At 64.0% G+C, this 13,745-nt stretch carries 12 protein-coding genes; 3 read left to right on the forward strand and 9 right to left on the reverse strand.

Annotation, left to right across the window (positions count from 1 at the left end; genetic code table 11):
- Nucleotides 1-150: 150 nt before the first annotated feature.
- The gene (locus WI560_RS08340) at nucleotides 151-1,770 is read left to right on the forward strand and encodes a B12-binding domain-containing radical SAM protein (RefSeq protein ID WP_375308794.1); all 1,620 of its coding nucleotides are present in this window, start codon (nucleotides 151-153) and stop codon (nucleotides 1,768-1,770) included.
- 7 nt (nucleotides 1,771-1,777) lie between these two features.
- On the opposite strand, the gene WI560_RS08345 is transcribed toward WI560_RS08340, so the two are convergent.
- Complete coding sequence (locus tag WI560_RS08345) at nucleotides 1,778-3,166, reverse strand: MFS transporter (protein ID WP_375307610.1); 1,389 nt, start codon at nucleotides 3,164-3,166, stop codon at nucleotides 1,778-1,780.
- 382 nt (nucleotides 3,167-3,548) lie between these two features.
- On the opposite strand from WI560_RS08345, the gene cax reads away from it, so the two are divergent.
- Nucleotides 3,549-4,649, forward strand: a complete 1,101-nt coding sequence (gene cax, locus WI560_RS08350) for a calcium/proton exchanger (RefSeq protein ID WP_375308795.1) — start codon at nucleotides 3,549-3,551, stop codon at nucleotides 4,647-4,649.
- A gap of 136 nt (nucleotides 4,650-4,785) precedes the next feature.
- Here the strand turns inward: cax and WI560_RS08355 are convergent, their stop codons facing one another.
- The 8 genes from WI560_RS08355 to WI560_RS08390 all read right to left on the reverse strand — a co-directional run bounded on the left by WI560_RS08355 (nucleotide 4,786) and on the right by WI560_RS08390 (nucleotide 12,349).
- Complete coding sequence (locus WI560_RS08355; RefSeq protein WP_375307611.1) at nucleotides 4,786-6,513, reverse strand: SulP family inorganic anion transporter; 1,728 nt, start codon at nucleotides 6,511-6,513, stop codon at nucleotides 4,786-4,788.
- A gap of 330 nt (nucleotides 6,514-6,843) precedes the next feature.
- Nucleotides 6,844-7,119, reverse strand: coding sequence for a hypothetical protein (locus WI560_RS08360; RefSeq protein WP_375307612.1), 276 nt, complete (start codon nucleotides 7,117-7,119; stop codon nucleotides 6,844-6,846).
- A 14-nt stretch (nucleotides 7,120-7,133) separates the two neighbouring features.
- Nucleotides 7,134-7,565 carry a pyridoxamine 5'-phosphate oxidase family protein gene (locus WI560_RS08365; RefSeq protein WP_375307613.1) on the reverse strand — a complete coding sequence of 144 codons (432 nt, stop codon included), beginning with the start codon at nucleotides 7,563-7,565 and terminating at the stop codon, nucleotides 7,134-7,136.
- 120 nt (nucleotides 7,566-7,685) lie between these two features.
- The gene (locus tag WI560_RS08370; RefSeq protein WP_375307614.1) at nucleotides 7,686-7,862 is read right to left on the reverse strand and encodes a hypothetical protein; all 177 of its coding nucleotides are present in this window, start codon (nucleotides 7,860-7,862) and stop codon (nucleotides 7,686-7,688) included.
- 260 nt (nucleotides 7,863-8,122) lie between these two features.
- A complete protein-coding gene (locus WI560_RS08375; RefSeq protein WP_375307615.1) occupies nucleotides 8,123-9,034 on the reverse strand; it encodes an MBL fold metallo-hydrolase in 912 nt (303 codons plus the stop codon).
- Nucleotides 9,035-9,070: 36 nt separating this feature from the next.
- Complete coding sequence (locus WI560_RS08380; protein WP_375307616.1) at nucleotides 9,071-10,276, reverse strand: NAD(P)/FAD-dependent oxidoreductase; 1,206 nt, start codon at nucleotides 10,274-10,276, stop codon at nucleotides 9,071-9,073.
- A 42-nt stretch (nucleotides 10,277-10,318) separates the two neighbouring features.
- On the reverse strand, nucleotides 10,319-11,308 hold the full coding sequence (locus tag WI560_RS08385; RefSeq protein ID WP_375307617.1) for an alpha/beta fold hydrolase: 990 nt from the start codon (nucleotides 11,306-11,308) through the stop codon (nucleotides 10,319-10,321).
- A gap of 96 nt (nucleotides 11,309-11,404) precedes the next feature.
- The gene (locus WI560_RS08390; RefSeq protein WP_375308796.1) at nucleotides 11,405-12,349 is read right to left on the reverse strand and encodes a helix-turn-helix transcriptional regulator; all 945 of its coding nucleotides are present in this window, start codon (nucleotides 12,347-12,349) and stop codon (nucleotides 11,405-11,407) included.
- 454 nt (nucleotides 12,350-12,803) lie between these two features.
- On the opposite strand from WI560_RS08390, the gene WI560_RS08395 reads away from it, so the two are divergent.
- The gene (locus WI560_RS08395) at nucleotides 12,804-13,733 is read left to right on the forward strand and encodes a helix-turn-helix domain-containing protein (protein ID WP_375307618.1); all 930 of its coding nucleotides are present in this window, start codon (nucleotides 12,804-12,806) and stop codon (nucleotides 13,731-13,733) included.
- Nucleotides 13,734-13,745: the final 12 nt, after the last annotated feature.

Raw genomic sequence — 13,745 nt, forward strand, 5'->3', positions numbered from 1 at the left:
GGGCCGCAAGATCTCTCTTCAGGCGCCGGCTGCCGGGCCTGAGGCGACGTCTGCGGTTCCAGCGCATGTGGCCGAGCGACAGTTTGTCCTTTTTGCCGGGATGCAAGACGACCGCGCTTTGCTACACTGCGCCGACGCAAAAGGAGTTCCATCGACGTGCCAAGCCCCTGCAACGTGTTGATGCTCTATCCGCTGTTCACGGCGGAATCGTTCTGGAGCTTTGGCGAATCCTGCAAGCTGATGGGGGTGCGGCGTCCCGCAGCTCCGCTCGGTTTGATCACCGTCGCGGCGATGCTGCCCGAGAGCTGGACGGTCCGGCTGATCGACTGCAACACGCAGGAGTTCGATGACGACGAGCTCGCCTGGGCCGACGTCGTCTTTACCGGCGGCATGTTGCCGCAGCAGGCGGATACGCTGCGCTTGATCGATATGTGCCGCGCGGCGGGCAAGCCGGTGGTCGTCGGCGGTCCCGATCCGACCTCCAGCCCGCACATCTACGAGAAGGCCGACTTCCGGGTGCTCGGCGAGGCCGAGAGCGTCATCGACGACTTCATCGCGGCCTGGGAGAGCGGGGCACGCTCCGGCACCTTCACCGCGCCGAAGTTCCAGGCCGACGTCACCAGGACGCCGGTGCCGCGCTTCGACCTCCTGAAGTTCGAGGACTATCTTTATCTGGGAGTGCAATATTCCCGCGGCTGCCCGTTCACCTGCGAGTTCTGCGACATCATCGAGCTCTACGGCCGCGTGCCAAGGACCAAGACGGTCGAGCAGATGTTCGTCGAGCTCGAGACGCTCTACAAGATGGGCTACCGCGGCCATCTCGACTTCGTCGACGACAATTTCATCGGCAACAAGAAGTCGCTCCGCCAGTTCCTGCCGCAGCTCGCCGAGTGGCAGCGCGCTCATGGTTACCCCTTCGAGCTATCGACCGAGGCGTCGGTCAATCTCGCCGACGATCCTGAACTCCTGGAGCTGATGGGCGCGGCCAACTTCTTCGCCATCTTCGTGGGCATCGAGAGTCCCGATCCCGCGACCCTGGTCGCGATGCGCAAGAAGCAGAACACAAGGCGCAACATCGCCGAGAGCATCCACAAGATCTATGCCGCCGGCATGCTGGTCACCGCCGGCTTCATCGTCGGCTTCGACAACGAGAAGGTCTCGATGGCCGATGCGATGATCGATTTCATCGAGGAGGCCGCGATTCCCGTCGCCATGGTCGGCCTGCTCTACGCGTTGCCGAACACGCAGCTGACGCGGCGGCTGGAGCGTGAAGGGCGGCTGCATCCGGGCCACGACGTGGCGCCGACCATCGGTGCCGATCAATGCACGGCCGGCATCAACTTCGATCCGGTCCGCCCGCTGCGCGAAATTCTGACGGACTACAAGCGGGTGCTGGAGCACATCTACAGCCCCGCAGCCTATGCGGGACGCATCGAACGCCTGATGACCTTGCTCGATCGATCCAGGCAGCGCTCCGAGCTCACCGAAGGGGATATCCGCTCCAAGCTGGGGGCGATGGAAACGGTGCACAAGGTGGTCACCGCCCTTCCCGAGGCGCGGGGGCCGCTGTGGCAGGCCTTCATGAACTGCGCCAAGCGCGATACGTCATCTGCACGCATCGCGGTGCAGATGATCGCCGCCTACGCCCACCTCGGACCGTACTCGCGCAAGGTCATCGCTGCCATCGACACGCGTCTTGCCGCGATCGAGGACGAGATGGTCGTTCCGGCGGCGACGTCCGGCGTGACGGCCGCCCGGCATCTGGCCTAAGGGGGCCTTACTTCACCGCCAGCCGCAGGAAGCTCATCACGCTGCCGAGGGCGGCAAAGCCGGCACCGAGCGCCAGCGCCAGCGTTGCGCCCTCGTGGCCGGCGAGCGCAAAGCAGGCGGCGGCAAGCGCTGCGCCCGTCGTCTGTCCCGTCAGGCGCGCGGTGGCGACGATGCCCGAGGCGCTGCCGCTGCGATGCGCCGGCGCGCTCGACATCACCGCCTTCATGTTCGGCGCCTGGAAGAAGCCGAACCCCATGCCGCAGATCACCATCCGCCAGATGATGTCGGCAATGGCGGGGTTGGCGGGAAGCGTCGCGAGCAGCGCCATGCCGAGGCCGAGCAGCACGAGGCCGATGCCGCCGAGCAGGCCGACGGCGTGGCGATCGGACAGGCGGCCGGCGATCGGCGCCATGATGCCGACCACCAGCGGCCACGGCGTCATGAAGAAGCCCGTCTCCACCTGCGAGCGGCCGAGCACGTCCTCGAAATAGAACGGCAGCGAGACGAAGGCGAGGCCCTGGACCGCGAAGGAGCACACGGCCGTTGCCGCCGACAGCGCGAACATGGGCCGGGCGAACAGGTCGATCGGCAGCATCGGCGCGGGATGGTCGGCATGCCGGCGCATCAGGATCAAGCCGAGCGCGAGCGCGGCGACCAGCTCGGTGCCCACGAGCACCGGCGACAGATTGTGCGCGGCGCTGCCGATGCCGGTGATGAACAGGCCGAGGCAGGCCGACGCCAGCATCGCGCCGATGAAATCGAAGCCGTGATCGGCGCGCGGCGTCTTCGGCAGCATCACAAAGCCGATGGCGATCGCGACGAGGCCGAATGGGATGTTGACGGCGAACAGCCAGGGCCACGGGCCGAACGCCAGGATGGCCGACGCGATCGACGGCCCGAAGGTGAAGGCGGTCGCGACCACCAGCGCGTTGTGGCCGAAGCCGCGGCCGAGCATCCGTCCGGGATAGACGAAGCGCACCAGCGCGGTATTGACGCTCATGATGCCGCTGGCGCCGAGGCCCTGCAGCGTGCGCGCGAGCAGCAGGCTGTCCAGCGACCACGCCACCGCGCAGAACAGCGAGGCGATGGTGAACAGGATCAGGCCGCCGAGATAGATGCGCTGGTGCCCGACGATCTCGCCGAGGGCGCCGAGCGGCAGCAGCGTTGCCACCAGCGCGATCTGGTAGACGTTGACGACCCAGACCGACTGCTCCGGGCTGACGTGCAGATCCGCGGCAATGGCGGGCAGGGCGATGTTGGCGATCGCGGTGTCGAGCGAGGCCATCGCCAGTGCGGTGAAGATCGCGGCGATCGCCCAGCGCCGCTGGGCTGCCGGGAGACCATCGGCGACGGGGCGGTCGGGCTCGCGCGCAGCGGCGGGTAACGTGGTTGTCATTGCGTTCGCGCGGCGCTCCGGCGCGTGGCTCCAAGGTCCAATTGGCATGTACTACGGTGGGACCGCCTTCCACAGCCATCCGCTTGCATGCTGTCTATGCGCGAAAAGGTGCGGCGGCGGTGCCCGGGGCTCAAGACAAAAATCGAAAAACAACCCCATGCACAGTAGAATGCCCCTTGAAAGATAAGGGATTTTCGAAACGCCGCGTCGGCGGTTGCGATCACGTTGACGCATCGGCCAAACCCCTGCGGCTGCAAACCGCGGACGCATACGATGAAGCCCGCGGCGCGCGCATCTGTCGGCCGACGTTGAGCCAGATCAACACTCCCGCAGCAGGCTCGCGGACCTTTCCTGGAGGGCATCGATGGAAGGGGCCGCCGATATGCAGATCCTGCTCAGCGAGATCCGGAATACTCCTTTGCTGTGGATGCTCGCCTTCGTGCCCATCGTGCTGGTGGCCGAGAAGGCGGCTCCGCAGTCCCACACGCTGCTGTTCGTGCTGGCCGTGCTTGCCATCGTGCCGCTGGCGGCCCTGCTCAGTCATGCTACCGAAGCCGTGGCAGCGAAGACTGGTGATGCCGTTGGCGGGCTGCTCAATGCTACGCTCGGCAACCTGACGGAACTGATCATCGCCATCACGGCACTGCATGCGGGCCAGTACATGCTAGTGAAGGCCTCGATTGCGGGCGCGATCGTCACCAACGCGGTGTTCATGCTGGGGGCCTGCCTGCTGCTCGGCGGCCTGCGCTACCACGTTCAGGAGTTCAACCGCGCCGGCGCGCGGCTATCATCGGGTCTGCTCCTGATGGCAACCGTGGCCCTGCTCGCGCCGTCGGCGGTCGCCAATCTCGATCACCTGCCGCAGGATGGCGGCATCCTGACCAAGCTCAGCCTCGGCATTTCGATCCTGCTGATCCTCGCTTACGGACTCGGCCTTTGGTTCTCGCTCGTGACCCACAAGGAATTGTTTGCCAGCGCCGACCACGGCGACGACAAGGAGGCGCACTGGCCGATCGGAGTAGCCGTGGGCACGCTTCTGGTCGTCACGGTGCTGGTCGCGCTGGTCAGCGAAATCTTCGTGGAATCGGTGCAAAAGGCGGCGGAAACCTTCGGGATGAGCCCGGCCTTTGTCGGCTTCATCGTCGTCTCGCTGGTCGGGGCCGCAGCCGAGTTTGCGGTGGCTTTTGCCGCTGCACGTAAGGACCGGCTCGACATGGCGGTGAGCATCGCGCTTGGCAGCGCCTCGCAGATCGCGCTGTTCGTGGCACCCGCGCTGGTGTTGCTCAGTTACGTGGTCGGGCCGAAGCCCATGGACCTGCAGTTCTGGCCGGGCGCCGTTACCATGGTGATGATCGCGACGGTCACGTCCGCCTACATCACCGCCAGCGGCCGCTCCGCGTGGTTCGTCGGCGCGCTGATGATCTTCATCTATGCGGTCTTTGCGCTGACGCTGTATGTCGTCCCGCCGACGGGCCAGGGATAGACTGCATCGGTTTGCCGGCGGCTCATCGGAGAATGGCCGGCTTGCGGCAAGTCATCTGCCGACGAGGCTAATTCGTTGTCGCGGGTAGGCCCGGTCACTGCAGGCGCGAGCGGGTCATATTCCCCGCTCTGCCTTTCTACGGGCCGACCTTGACCTGGTCCTCCCAGTCCTCCCACGCGACGTCATTGATCTCCAGATAGCTCGAAACGGCCGAACCGATGGTCGGAAAGAACTGGGCTTCGCCAAGCTGAGCATACAAACCAAAACGCTTCAGCTTGTCCTTCACGGGATCCTTGAGCTCGGCAAAGCAGAGTTCAATGCCCCTGGCCTTGAGCGCCTCGTCCAGTTCGGCAACAGTATCGCAGGCGGTTACGTCTACGCTCGTGACCGGTTCGGCGGCGACGACCAGCCAGCGCACAGGTGTTGGCGATGTCTCGACCGCGGCGAGAATTCGCTCCTTGAAGAACTCGGCGTTGGCGAAGAACAGCGGCGCATCCCATCGGAACAGCACCAGTCCGGGGATCAAACGGGCATCAGGATATCTCGTGATGTCGTGATAGCCCTTGACGCCGTACGCGCGCCCGAGAATGGCGGAGTGCGGACGCCAGCCGTCCCACAGGAATTCCGCAATCGCCACCGCAACGGCGAGGCCGATTCCCGGAATTGGGCCGAACACGGCCACGCCCACGAAGCACAGCACGGTCAACCAGAACTCCCACCGCTGGATCCGGTAGATCCGCTTGAGATCGTTGATCTCGATCAGGCCGATCGCGGCTGCGATCACCACTGCCGCCAATGCGGCGTTCGGCAGGTGCTGCAGCAAATTGGGCGCAATCAGTAGAAGGAACGCGATTGCGAGCGCGCCGACGACATTCGCCAGCTGGGTGCGCGCGCCGGCGGTTTCGGCAACCGGCGTACGCGACGAGCTGCTGCTGATCGGAAAACCCTGAAAGAAGCCGGTCGCCAGGTTGGCTGCGCCAAGACCCACCATTTCCTGGTTGGGATCGACCTTGTCACCCAAACGAGCAGCATAGGTTCGCGACAACACGCTGGTGTCGGCGAACGAGACCAGGGCGATTGCGGATCCGCCGGCCAGCACGGGGATCAGATCGCCGTATCCGATCTTGGGAATCGCGAAAGCCGGCAGACCTTGCGGAAGTGGCCCCAGGACTTTCACACCATGACCGGTTGCCAGATCAAGCAGTGCGACGACAAGGGTCGCTCCGACGACGGCAATCAGGACTCCCGGAAGTCGTTTGCTGCCCTTAAGCAGCAGGATGACGATCAGCGTGCCAAGCCCGACTGCGAATGCGGCCCTGTTCATCTTGCCTTCGTGGAACCCGGTGGCGATAGCCCAAAGGTCTTTCAGCGGGCCCTCGCTCTCGATCGAGAAGCCGAGCAGCTTTGGCAGCTGGCTAATCAAGACGGTCAGCACGATGCCGTTCATGTAGCCATAGCGTATCGGCTTGGACAGAAGCTCGGTCAAAAACCCCAACCGCGCGATGCCCGCCACAATGAGCATAGCTCCTGAAACGAGCGCCATCATCGCGGCAAGCATCGCTGCGCGCACCGGATCACCGCCAGACAAGGGGGCAATCACGCCGACGATGACGGCAGCCAGCGCCGAGTCGGGGCCAAGCACGACGATGCGGCTCGGACCGAACATCGCGTAGACAAGAAGAGGGACGATGGTGGCGTAGAGCCCGTGGATGCCCGGCAGGCCGGACGCCGCGGAATAAGCAATTCCGACCGGAACGAGCATGGCCGCCAGCACGAGACCTGCGAAAACATCGTGCCGAAGCCAATCAGCTTCGTAGTGGCGAAGCGTATGGATTCCGGGGACCCAACGTGTCCAATCGTTCACGGAGTTCACTCCAATGGCCGGCCGCCCTGCGGGCTATGGCCAATACCGCGGCAGTCTGGTGGCGGCTCGCCGATCGCGCGCAAAGATCTGGCAGCATCTCGAACGTTCCCTTGACGCAAATCAACGTTGTCGACGCCTCGACGCTGCTGCGGCGTAGCAACGTTCAGGACGTGGAGCAAGAACCTGCATTTCCGGAATTGATACCGTCGCTCCCCATCCCCCGGGGGCAGACAGCATTTGGCGCGTTGCGCGAACTGAGCGCGTCTCGAAGCAGGGCCGCAAGCTTGCAGCGGCAGGGCCGTCGTCTCACCCGTCGATTGTCTCCCGGCTTCACGGCAGCAGGGTCATGAACTCATAGATGACGACGGCGGCGCCGAGACAGCGCCGCCAGGGATTCACGCCGCGAACGATCTCGTCGATGCCCCAGATGATAAGTCCGCCTTTCAACACGATCGTCAAGCCGACGCTGGCTTTGCCTGCGGAAGGCCAGATCCAAAGCAGAACGCCCGCAACGATCACGGTCCACAAAAGGAGGTTGGGCCACTGCGCGACGGTGATGGCACCGGTCTCGCGGTTCTGGAAGAACCACCGAAGGAATCGCCGCACGATGAACCCGCCGATCAGAGCTCAATCTCACCCTCGTCTCGCCCCTTCCAATAGGTCACGCGGCTAGCCTTGACCTTGATCAGGACGATGCCCGGCGTATCGATGCCGTTCTCGAACCATTTGTCGAGATCGCTGGTCCAATGCTGTTGAAAAGCCGCCTTGTCACGGATCAGCTCGGCGGTCCCTTCGACGGCGATGTAGATGCCCTTTGAGAACAGGCCTGCTTCCGACGAAAACCCGAGCGCCACTTTCGGGTTTCGCTGGATGTCTGCTACGGTACGAGTCCGCTCATGGGCAAAATAGTATGACGTGCCGTCGTAGGCGACATCCCCGTTGTTGCTCATGGGACGGTTGGCGATCTGGCCGTCGTCGGTGTGGGTCGAAAGAATGGCGATGTCGATGCCGGCCATTTCCTTCGCGATCTCGGCGAGCGATGTCTTGGACATGAACTTTCCTCCAGTGAGCCCGGAGCAACGGCGCGATCCCACGCATGTTCCGCGCCCTCGTATTGCCCAAACAAAAACCGCCCCCGGCTTCGACCGGAGGCGGTTTTGAACTGGATCGGATCAGTGTCCAGTGCCGGGCTTGGTGGTCTTCGGCGGCTTGCCGTCTTCCATGCGGCCCTCGTTGCGAAGATCGCGTCCCTCCTGAGCCTTGCGCTTGCTCTCGGGGTCCTTGCCGTGCTCGTTCATCTCTTCCTTGATGTAACCGGCACCTTCCTTGATCTTGCCTTCAACACTCATGATGGTCTCCCTTGGATGTAAGAAACAACGCGTGGGCGCAGCTACCGTTCCGGTCTCAGACGAGCGCAATTTGCGTGGAACTGAGTTCGGGCGTGTCGTTGCGGCGGGATGTTTCGACGGACGCGCATCCGCGGTCATGCCGGCGATGGTTGCATGCTGCCGCATTGTCTCCTGGACCAAGCTCGCGCGGCGGTGTTCCGGAGCGCGCGCTCAATTCGGCCGTGAACGCGCGCTCCAGTCCGGTTTGGTTCAAGAGCCGATCAATAGTCCCAGAAGACGGGTACCCAGCGGAAAGCATCGCCAGCGGCCGCGACATGACCGACCGATGGGAACGGCATGTGCGTGGCCACCAGGAGCTCGCCGCTCTCTGCGAGCTCCCGTAACAGCCGGATGCGGACGCGCGCTGCCTCCTCGGGGTCGTGCTCGAACCCGTTATGCCACTCGGGCTGGTCAAAGCCGACGGCAAACACGGCGTCGCCGGCAAATGTCAGCGCCTCGCCGCCGGACGCCACGCGGACCACGCTGTGTCCGGGCGTGTGACCGCCGGTACGGCGGACGACGACACCGGGTGCAACGTCGTGCTGCTCCTCGAACGGCCGGATCTGGCTGCCGTACATCTTAACGAACTGCTTGGCGGTGGCCCGAAGCGCATCCGGAAAGCCTTGCGGCATGTTGGTATGGGTGAAATCGGGCGACTCCCAGAACTTGACCTCTGCGGCCGCCACGTGGATGCGCAGGTCCTCGCGCAGCCGTTCCTTCACGCCGTCGACCAGCAGCCCGCCGACATGATCCATGTGCATGTGGGTGAGGATCAGGTCGGTCACGGACGAGAGGTCGATCCCGGCGGCCTCCAGGCGCTTGATCAACTGTCCAGCCCGAGGCAAATGCAGGTCTGGGTCGGACCCGAGTCCGGCGTCGATGAGGATCGTTTGGGTGCCGCTGCGCACCATGACAGCATTTAGCGCCCAGTCAAAGGCATCCCGAGGCAGAAACATGTCGTCCAGCCAGGCTGCCCGGACAGCCGGGTCGGCGTTGTGCGCCAGCATGGTGGTCGGGAGCGGCAGCACGCCGTCGCTGACCACCAGCACGTCGATGTCGCCGATGCGCACCGCGTAGCGCGACGGCACGAGCTCTTCGGGTTTCGATGCAATGGAAACGTTGTGCAGGTTCATTTTGGTCTCCTGTTGAATTTTGGGTGGCTACTTTGCTTAAAGAGCGGTGACGCGCTCCGGATCGGCCGAGGCGAGGGCTGCGGCACGTTCAGCCTTGGGCGGATATATCCAGACGGTGTTGATCTCCTGCTTGGTCTTCTTGGCGACGTCGCCGGCCATCTCGACTGCGCGCTCCCAGCCGCGCGTGAACAGCGCACCGGCATCGCCGAGGTCGAGGCAGGTGACGTAAGCCTTCTGGTGATAAGGTCTGGTCGCAACGCCCAGCAACTCGGCGGCGGCGTTGTTGCCGGCGAAGGCGCCCATCCGGGTCGCGTGCTGACATGACATCAGCGCGTAATTGCCAACATCGTCACACGCGGCTCGTGCGGCATCGCCGGTGGCGAAGACACCGGTCACCGATGGGACGCGAAGGTCACGGTCGACGAGCAGCCGGCCAAACTGGTCGCGTTCGGCAGGGATCTGAGCCGTCAACGGAGCTGCGCGCATGCCGGCGGCCCAGATCACCGTTTCGCATTCGATCTGCTCGCCGCTGGAAAGCTTGACGCCGGACTTGTCGAGCGAGGCCACGCCGACACCGAGCCTGGTTTCGATGCCGAGTTTGCGCAGCGCCTCCTCGATGATGGGGCGGGGGCCTGCGCCCATGTCCGGCGCGATCACCTCGTTGCGGTCGACGATCACCACGCGCAGCTGGGCGTCCTTGCCAAGTATCTTGCACAGGCGCGCCGGCACCTCGGTCGCCGCCTCGATGCCGGTGAACCCGCCGCCTGCGACGACAACGGTATTGCGCGCCTTCGAGGCCGGACGGCTCGACAGCCCGTGGAGGTGACGATCGAGTGCGATTGCATCATCGAGCTGGTCCACGCTGAAACCGTGCTCGGCAAGGCCGGGGACATTCGGGCGAAACAGCCGGCTGCCGGCGGCGACCACCAGCCGGTCGTAGGGCAGCTTCTTGTGCGTGCCTTGCGCGGCAGCGATCTCGACGACCTTAGACTTGGTATCGATCGCCTCAGCTCGGCCTTTGACATAAACGACGTCGATCGACTTGAGGAGGTCCTGTAGGGGGGCGGTCAGGGTCGCGGGGTTCGGCTCGTACAGTCGCGGGCGAACCACGAGCGTCGGCTCGGGCGCGACGAGCGCGATCTCCAGCTTGTTGGGCAAAACGCCCTGGATGTCGCGGAGGCGAGCAGCTGAAAGGGCGGCGTACATGCCGGCGAAGCCGGCGCCAATGATGACGATGCGCATGTTGACTGGTCTCGATTGATGCGATTGCGAAAGAGAGCGGAGTTACGCCGTCACGAACCTCAGCAAGTCGGCATTGACGATCTCGGGATGCGTCGTGCAGAGGCCGTGTGGCAGCAGGTCGTAGATTTTCAATGTGCTGTGCTTCAGGAGTCGGGCCGACAGCTGCGCCGAGTCGGCAACGGGGACGATCTGATCGTCGCCGCCGTGGAGAATGAGCGTCGGCACTCCGATGCTCTTGAGGTCTTCGCTGAAGTCGGTTTCGGAGAAGGCCTTGATGCCGTCGTAGTGGGCCTTGCTGCTGCCCGTCATGCCTTGACGCCACCAGTTCCAGATGGCGGCCTGTGAGGGCTCGGCGCCCGGACGATTGTAGCCGTAGAATGGACCGCTCGCGAACTCGAAATAGAAACGCGACCTGTTGGCGGCAAGCTGCCGGCGCAACCCATCGAACACCTCAAGCGGCAGTCCGCCGGGATTGGATTCGGTCTTCAGCATCAGGGGCGGCACGGCGCCGATGAGCACGAGCTTGGCGACGCGATCCCGGCCATAGCACGCCACGTATCGCGTTGCCTCGCCGCCACCGGTGGAGTGGCCGACGTGAACGGCGTTGCGAAGATCAAGATGCTCGGTGAGTGCGGCGACGTCGGCGGCATAATGATCCATGTCGTGACCGTCGCTGACCTGGCTCGAGCGCCCATGGCCGCGACGATCATGCGCGATCACGCGAAAGCCCTTGCCGAGGAAGAACAGCATCTGGGCGTCCCAGTCGTCGGCGCTGAGCGGCCAACCGTGATGGAAGACGATCGGCTGCGCGGACTTTGGTCCCCAGTCCTTGTAGAAAATCTGGACACCGTCGCTGGTGGTGACGGAGGTTGCACCGTCGCCCTTGCCGATCGAAAGGGCGGTGGTCTTGTCATCGTGGTCCGCTGCCGAGGTGGAGCGGACAGTCAACGACGCCGTGTACAGCAGCGTCGTTGCGAGAATGTTTCGCCGCGAGGTGCTCGCGAGCCGGCTGACAGAACTGATCAAGGTCATTTGCCATTTCCGTTTCAGGTGTGGGGCAGGGTGTTTCTAGCGAACTGCGTGCACCGCGGCCCCAGCACGATTGATGCGATTGCAGCGAGATTGCTGCTAACGCGCGCGCCGACGCCAATCGCTCGGCGACTCCCCGGTCAGCTTGCGAAACGCTGCGGCAAAGGCGGTCTGGGAGGAGTAGCCGAGCGCGACCGCGATCGAGACGACGGACGCGTCGGTGTCGCGCAGCATGTTCATGGCTTGCTCGAGTCGGTGCTGGCGCAGCCAGGCATGCGGAGAAAGCCCGGTACTGTCCTTGAAGGCGCGGCAGAAGTGAAAGCGCGACAAGCCGGCCTCGGCGGCAAGCGCTGCGAGCGAGACATCGGCATCACTGTCGGAGCGCAACCGCTCGATCGCCCGAAGCAATGCTTTCGGCGCCAGCCCGCCCCTGGCCGGCGCGATCATGCTTGGCGAGCCGGTATGCGCGGCCAGAAGCCGCGTCGCCAGCAAATCCATGAGTTGTTGCCTGAATAGCGTATCCAGCGCGTCGTGCCCTTCCAGCACGTCCGCCGCGCTCAGCAGCAGCCGGGACGTCACTGGATCAGGATGCGCGGTTCGCTCCAGGAGCTCGGACGGTGCGCCGGCTTCTGCTTCGTCCGCGACGCGCTTCAAGGTCGTCTGCGGAAGGTAAAGTTGAACGACATCGACGGGTTTTGGAATGTCCCACCGGGAGCTCGATCCCTCGGGAATGATGATCACAACTCCCGGACGAAAGGTCCCGATTGCGACGGATGGCCCGGACCGCCGCTCCATGCGTTGCACGGCGCCGTTGTAAGCCATGATGACGTGGTGGCTCATGGGCGCGACGACGTCGTGCAGCGGCTCATGCTTCCAGTGAGCAATCCCGGCGCCAGATGGATCCAGCGCCATGCGGAAAGGCACCGTTCCGAGCACGCGGGCCATCTCCACGTCGGCAGCTGGCCGATCTCCTGCCGAGTCACGCCGCATTTGCGACGCGGCGAGGATCTCGTTCGGCGAATCTCGCAAGACGACTTTGCTCATGGCTTGGGTGCGCGACAAATCGATCATCGCCAGCCGCAGGGCCGGGCCGAACGGCCGGTCTGGTGATCTTTGCTCAAGGGATGCATCGGCTCCGAACGATCCGTCGAAGTTCCGATGCCGTTGATTTACGGGGTTCTAGGTGGCGCAAAGACCTGTGTCTTTCCTGATCCTGCCGTGCATTGCCTGATCCTGCTTCGCGCACGCCAAGAGTGCGCAGTTTGCGTGCGTTTGTGAAAAGTCGTGAGGTCCGCGTTACGGTTCGGTAGCCGCTCGCGCTGCCAAGGGACGAGCCGATCATCCTGAAATGGTTGATAAATTCTCGCCAACGCCAATGGCGGGCCAGGAGAGAGTGCGACGTGGTCAGCCGTGGACAGCGGTGGATGAATACCGATATACGACCTTGGAAATGGCAGGTTGCTTGGCCTGCTCCTCGACGTCACGGAGGAGACATGGGATGACCAGAACAGGTGCGTACGGCGAACGGATCGGTGCATTCCTCCGTCTCGATGAAGTGCCGTCCACGCTGATGACCCGGTCGCTGCGCAACGCCGAGATCGCAGTGACGGAAACGCGACACGACGATCCCGTGCTGGGTCTGTCCGGCTCGTTTGCTGCGGAAGATGCCTATCTTGTCAGTCTGAAATTGCGCGACTACCCGGAATGCGAGATCTGGGAGCAGGGTCGTCACCTCACCAAGGCGGATGTCCATGCCGGGACGACCTATCTATACGATCTCAGGGCCGACCCCCGCTACGTGATCGACAAGCCGTTTCACTCGCTGCATTTCTACGTGCCGCGTTCGGCGCTCGATGGTCTTGCCGATCAATCCGGAGCGCGACGCATCGATGCGCTCGACTGCAGCCCCGTCGGGCACGATGATGCCACCGTCCGTAGTATCGGCATTTGCTTGCGCGATGGATTGCGCCGGCCGGACCAAGCCAACCAGCTTTTCATCGATCATATGATGCTGGCGCTCACGGCTCATGTCGCGGAGACCTATGGAGGCTTTCGGCACAAAGCCGAGACCAGCCGCGGTGCGCTTGCGCCATGGCAGCTCGCGCGCGCATGCGACAAACTTGAGGCGGACCTGGGCGGAAAGTTGCCGTTGCAGGCGATCGCTGCGGAGCTCGGCCTCTCCGTCAGCCATTTCTCTCGTGCGTTTCGCGCTGCGACCGGCCTGCCGCCGCATCGCTGGCTTCTGCATCATCGCGTGAGAACCGCCAAGCGTCTGATGGGCGAGCGCAGTCCATCGCTGTCCGAGGTGGCGATTTCGGCCGGTTTTGCCAACCAGAGCCACTTCACGCGGGTCTTCTCCGCGATTACCGGCGTCAGCCCGGGCGCGTGGCGGCGCGATGCGCTGGGTACAGCAAGCCGCCACCGGTGATTTGCTCGTGTG

The organism is Bradyrhizobium sp. A11 (genome assembly GCF_042077125.1).
Classification (GTDB): Bacteria; Pseudomonadota; Alphaproteobacteria; order Rhizobiales; family Xanthobacteraceae; genus Bradyrhizobium; species Bradyrhizobium japonicum_B.

Excerpts from the sequence above, each read along its gene's own strand:
- WI560_RS08390 (WP_375308796.1), bottom strand. The coding sequence starts at position 12,349 with ATGAGCAAAGTCGTCTTGCGAGATTCGCCGAACGAGATCCTCGCCGCG.
- WI560_RS08375 (WP_375307615.1), bottom strand. The coding sequence starts at position 9,034 with ATGAACCTGCACAACGTTTCCATTGCATCGAAACCCGAAGAGCTCGTG.
- WI560_RS08370 (WP_375307614.1), bottom strand. The coding sequence starts at position 7,862 with ATGAGTGTTGAAGGCAAGATCAAGGAAGGTGCCGGTTACATCAAGGAA.
- WI560_RS08345 (WP_375307610.1), bottom strand. The coding sequence starts at position 3,166 with ATGACAACCACGTTACCCGCCGCTGCGCGCGAGCCCGACCGCCCCGTC.
- WI560_RS08380 (WP_375307616.1), bottom strand. The coding sequence starts at position 10,276 with ATGCGCATCGTCATCATTGGCGCCGGCTTCGCCGGCATGTACGCCGCC.
- cax (WP_375308795.1), top strand. The coding sequence starts at position 3,549 with ATGCAGATCCTGCTCAGCGAGATCCGGAATACTCCTTTGCTGTGGATG.
- WI560_RS08385 (WP_375307617.1), bottom strand. The coding sequence starts at position 11,308 with ATGACCTTGATCAGTTCTGTCAGCCGGCTCGCGAGCACCTCGCGGCGA.
- WI560_RS08395 (WP_375307618.1), top strand. The coding sequence starts at position 12,804 with ATGACCAGAACAGGTGCGTACGGCGAACGGATCGGTGCATTCCTCCGT.
- WI560_RS08365 (WP_375307613.1), bottom strand. The coding sequence starts at position 7,565 with ATGTCCAAGACATCGCTCGCCGAGATCGCGAAGGAAATGGCCGGCATC.